Origin of the sequence: Pseudomonas sp. K5002 (assembly GCF_013386655.1) — a bacterium.
Lineage (GTDB): Bacteria > Pseudomonadota > Gammaproteobacteria > Pseudomonadales > Pseudomonadaceae > Aquipseudomonas.
In genome coordinates, this window is record NZ_JACARK010000590.1 from 1 (window position 1) to 3,686 (window position 3,686).

The following is a 3,686-nucleotide window of genomic DNA, read 5'->3' on the forward strand; positions in this document are numbered from 1 at the left end:
GGACCACAACGGGCGCAGGCTCCACGAGGGCCGGAATCGGCGGCGCCACATGCTCGGCCAGCTCGTCTTCAACCAGTGCTACAGGCTCTTCTGCCACCGGCAACACCAGCCATGGCTTGTGCTCTGGCTCTGGCTCTGGCTCAGGCGCAGGTTCTGGCTCAACCACCGGCTGCAACACCGGCTCGGCCATCGGCAACACCACCGGGGCCGGTGTTTCGGCAACCGGTTCGGCTTCTACTATGGATTCGGGGATCGGTTCAGCTTGAACCTGCGGCTGTTCGACGACGGTTTCCTGCGGCTTTTTGCGCAGCCATCCGAACAGGCCTTTTTTCTCGCCAGCCGCAGCTGGGGTCTTCTTGTCGTCGTTGGAACCAAACATGGAGACGGCTATCTCAAGGTAGCGACGCGCCAGGGGGCGTGCCGGTAAATAAAATTCGATGCGTAACAGACTGTTTTTTAGCCAGCTCGTTCATGCGCAACATTTTGTAAGGCCTAAATAGAGCCTTAACAAGACAGCCATAGTGGCCGTCCCTAGGTCGGACCAGTATCCTAGCACCTCCTCGCCCGCCGACGCTAAGACCAAGCGGGCAGCCCAACAGGTTTAAAAACGAATGAATGCTCTAGCCCGCCGCGCCGCAGGCCTGCTGCTCAGCACAGTTTGTCTGCCCCTTTCAGCTTTGGCTGCCGACCCACAACCCACCCACGAATTCACCCTGGACAACGGCCTCAAGGTCGTCGTGCGCGAAGACCATCGCGCCCCGGTGGTGGTTTCCCAGGTCTGGTACAAGGTGGGCTCCAGCTACGAAACCCCGGGCCAGACCGGTTTGTCCCACGCCCTGGAACACATGATGTTCAAGGGCAGCGCCAAGGTCGGCCCCGGCGAGGCTTCGTTGATCCTGCGTGACCTGGGTGCCGAAGAAAACGCCTTCACCAGTGATGACTACACCGCCTACTACCAAGTGCTCGCCCGTGACCGCCTGGGTGTCGCCTTCGAGCTGGAAGCCGACCGCATGGCCAGCCTGCGCCTGCCGGCCGACGAGTTCAGCCGCGAGATCGAGGTGATCAAGGAAGAACGCCGGATGCGCACCGACGACAACCCGATGTCCAAGGCCTATGAGCGCTTCAAGGCCATGGCCTACCCGGCCAGCGGCTACCACACGCCGACCATCGGCTGGATGGCCGACCTGGACCGCATGAAGGTTGAAGAGCTGCGCCACTGGTACCAATCCTGGTACGTGCCGAACAACGCCACCCTGGTAGTGGTGGGCGACGTAACCCCGGATGAAGTCAAAACCCTGGCCCAGCGCTATTTCGGCCCGATCCCCAAGCGCGACGTCCCCCCGGCGAAAATCCCGCTGGAGCTGGCCGAGCCCGGTGAACGCCTGCTGACTATGCATGTACAGACCAAACTGCCGAGCGTGATCCTTGGTTTCAACGTGCCGAGCCTGGCCACCGCTGAAGACAAACGCTCGGTCAACGCCCTGCGCCTGATCTCGGCCCTGCTGGACGGCGGCTACAGCGCGCGCATCTCGACACAACTGGAGCGCGGCGAAGAGCTGGTGTCCGGCGGCTCGTCGAGCTACGACGCCTACACCCGCGGTGACAGCCTGTTCACCCTGACTGCCACACCGAACCTGCAAAAGAAAAAGACCGTGGCCCAGGCTGAAGCCGGCCTTTGGCGCCTGCTGGATGAGCTGAAGGCCAAGCCACCGAGCGCTGAAGAACTGGAGCGTATCCGCGCCCAGGTCATCGCCGGCGTGGTTTACCAGCGCGACTCGATTACCAGCCAGGCCACTGCCATCGGCTCCCTGGAGACGGTGGGCCTGTCCTGGAAACTCATGGACACCGAGCTGGCCGAGCTGCAAAGCGTCACCGCCGAAGATATCCAGAAAGCTGCACGCACCTATTTCACCCGCGAACGTCTCAGCGTCGCCCATGTCTTGCCTGAGGAGACCGCTCATGAGTGAACGTAAAAACAACCGCCTGGTGCTGCCCGGCCTGATCGTGGTGACTTTGGCTGCGGCCTGCGCGGTGTACTTGCTGCGCCCCAGCGAATCCGTCGCCAGCCAGGCGCTGGAGCAGGCCAAGTCCGCCAACAAGCTGCAATCCCTGGCCGAGCTGGACGACAAGGCGCCGACCAACCGCAAGCTCGACGTGCAAACCTGGACCACCGCCGAAGGCGCCAAGGTGCTGTTCGTCGAAGCCCATGAACTGCCGATGTTCGACATGCGCATCCTGTTCGCCGCCGGCAGCAGCCAGGACGGCGCAACACCAGGCCTGGCGCTGTTGACCAACGCAATGCTCAACGAAGGCGTGCCGGGCAAGGACGTCAGCCAGATTGCCGCCGGTTTCGACGGCCTGGGGGCTGATTTCAGCAATGGCGCCTACCGCGACATGGCGCTGGTTTCCCTGCGCAGCCTGAGCGCCAGCGACAAGCGTGACGCCGCCCTGTCACTGTTTGACGACGTGATCGGCAAGCCGACCTTCCCGGCAGACTCTCTGGCGCGGATCAAGAACCAGCTGCTGGCGGGCTTCGAGTACCAGAAACAGAACCCCGGCAAACTGGCGAGCATCGAGCTGTTCAAGCAGCTCTATGGCGACCACCCTTACGCCCATCCGAGCGAAGGCAACGCCGAGAGCGTGCCGAAGGTGACTCTCGCGCAATTGAAGGACTTCCACGCCAAGGCCTACGCCGCCGGCAACGCAGTGATTTCCGTAGTCGGCGATCTGACCCGCGCCGAAGCCGAAGCCATGACCGCCAAGGTTTCCGCGTCCCTGCCAAAAGGCCCGGCGCTGACGAAAATCGCCCAACCGGTCGAGCCCAAGGCTGGCACCACGCACATCGAGTTCCCGTCCAAGCAGACAACCCTGCTGCTGGCGCAACTGGGTATCGACCGTGCCGACCCGGATTACGCCGCGCTGTCACTGGGTAACCAGATTCTCGGCGGCGGTGGCTTCGGCACCCGTTTGATGAGCGAAGTGCGCGAGAAACGCGGCCTGACCTACGGCGTATACTCCGGCTTCTCGCCGATGCAGGTACGCGGCCCGTTCATGATCAACCTGCAAACCCGCGCCGAAATGAGCGCCGGCACGCTGCGATTGGTGCAGGACGTACTCGCCGACTACCTCAAGACCGGCCCGACACAGAAAGAACTCGATGACGCCAAGCGCGAACTGGCCGGCAGCTTCCCGCTGTCCACCGCGAGCAACGCCGATATCGTCGGGCAGCTGGGCGCCATGGGTTTCTACAACCTGCCGCTGAGCTACCTGGAAGATTTCATGAAACAATCCCAGGCGCTGACCGTTGACCAGGTCAAAGCTGCTTTGAACAAACATTTGAGTGCCGACAAGATGGTCATCGTGACCGCCGGCCCGACGATTGCGCAAAAGCCACTACCGCCCCCCACTGATAAACCCGCCGAGCAACCGCTCGGGGTTCCGGAGCATTAATGGCCCGTCCATCCCGTCCCAAAAAACCTGTCCACAACGTTCACAACGGTGTGGGCCAACTGCGCATCATCGGCGGAGAGTGGGGCAGCCGTAAGCTGAGCTTCCCCGATGTCGTGGGCCTGCGCCCGACGCCAGACCGCGTGCGTGAAACCCTGTTCAACTGGCTCGCGCCGTACATCGCCGGGGCCAAGGTCCTGGACCCGTTCGCGGGTAGCGGCGCGTTGTTCCTGGAGTCG

Annotated in this window: 3 protein-coding genes and 1 pseudogene; 3 read left to right on the forward strand and 1 reads right to left on the reverse strand. The window is 62.7% G+C overall.

Annotated features, from left to right (window positions below):
• A pseudogene (locus HX846_RS24220) lies at window positions 1-379 on the reverse strand (signal recognition particle-docking protein FtsY); the annotation flags it as partial.
• A gap of 232 nt (window positions 380-611) precedes the next feature.
• On the opposite strand from HX846_RS24220, the gene HX846_RS24225 reads away from it, so the two are divergent.
• The 3 genes from HX846_RS24225 to HX846_RS24235 form a co-directional block, all read left to right on the forward strand.
• Entirely contained in the window at window positions 612-1,967 is a 1,356-nt protein-coding gene (locus HX846_RS24225) for a pitrilysin family protein (protein WP_003213786.1), read from the forward strand.
• A complete protein-coding gene (locus HX846_RS24230) occupies window positions 1,960-3,450 on the forward strand; it encodes a pitrilysin family protein (RefSeq protein WP_178966234.1) in 1,491 nt (496 codons plus the stop codon). Before HX846_RS24225 ends, HX846_RS24230 begins: the two co-directional genes overlap by 8 nt.
• The coding region (locus HX846_RS24235; protein WP_178966235.1) for an RsmD family RNA methyltransferase at window positions 3,450-3,686 on the forward strand (237 nt) is incomplete at its 3' end. The genes HX846_RS24230 and HX846_RS24235, both read left to right, overlap by 1 nt.

Excerpts from the sequence above, each read along its gene's own strand:
- HX846_RS24225 (WP_003213786.1), top strand. The coding sequence starts at position 612 with ATGAATGCTCTAGCCCGCCGCGCCGCAGGCCTGCTGCTCAGCACAGTT.
- HX846_RS24230 (WP_178966234.1), top strand. The coding sequence starts at position 1,960 with ATGAGTGAACGTAAAAACAACCGCCTGGTGCTGCCCGGCCTGATCGTG.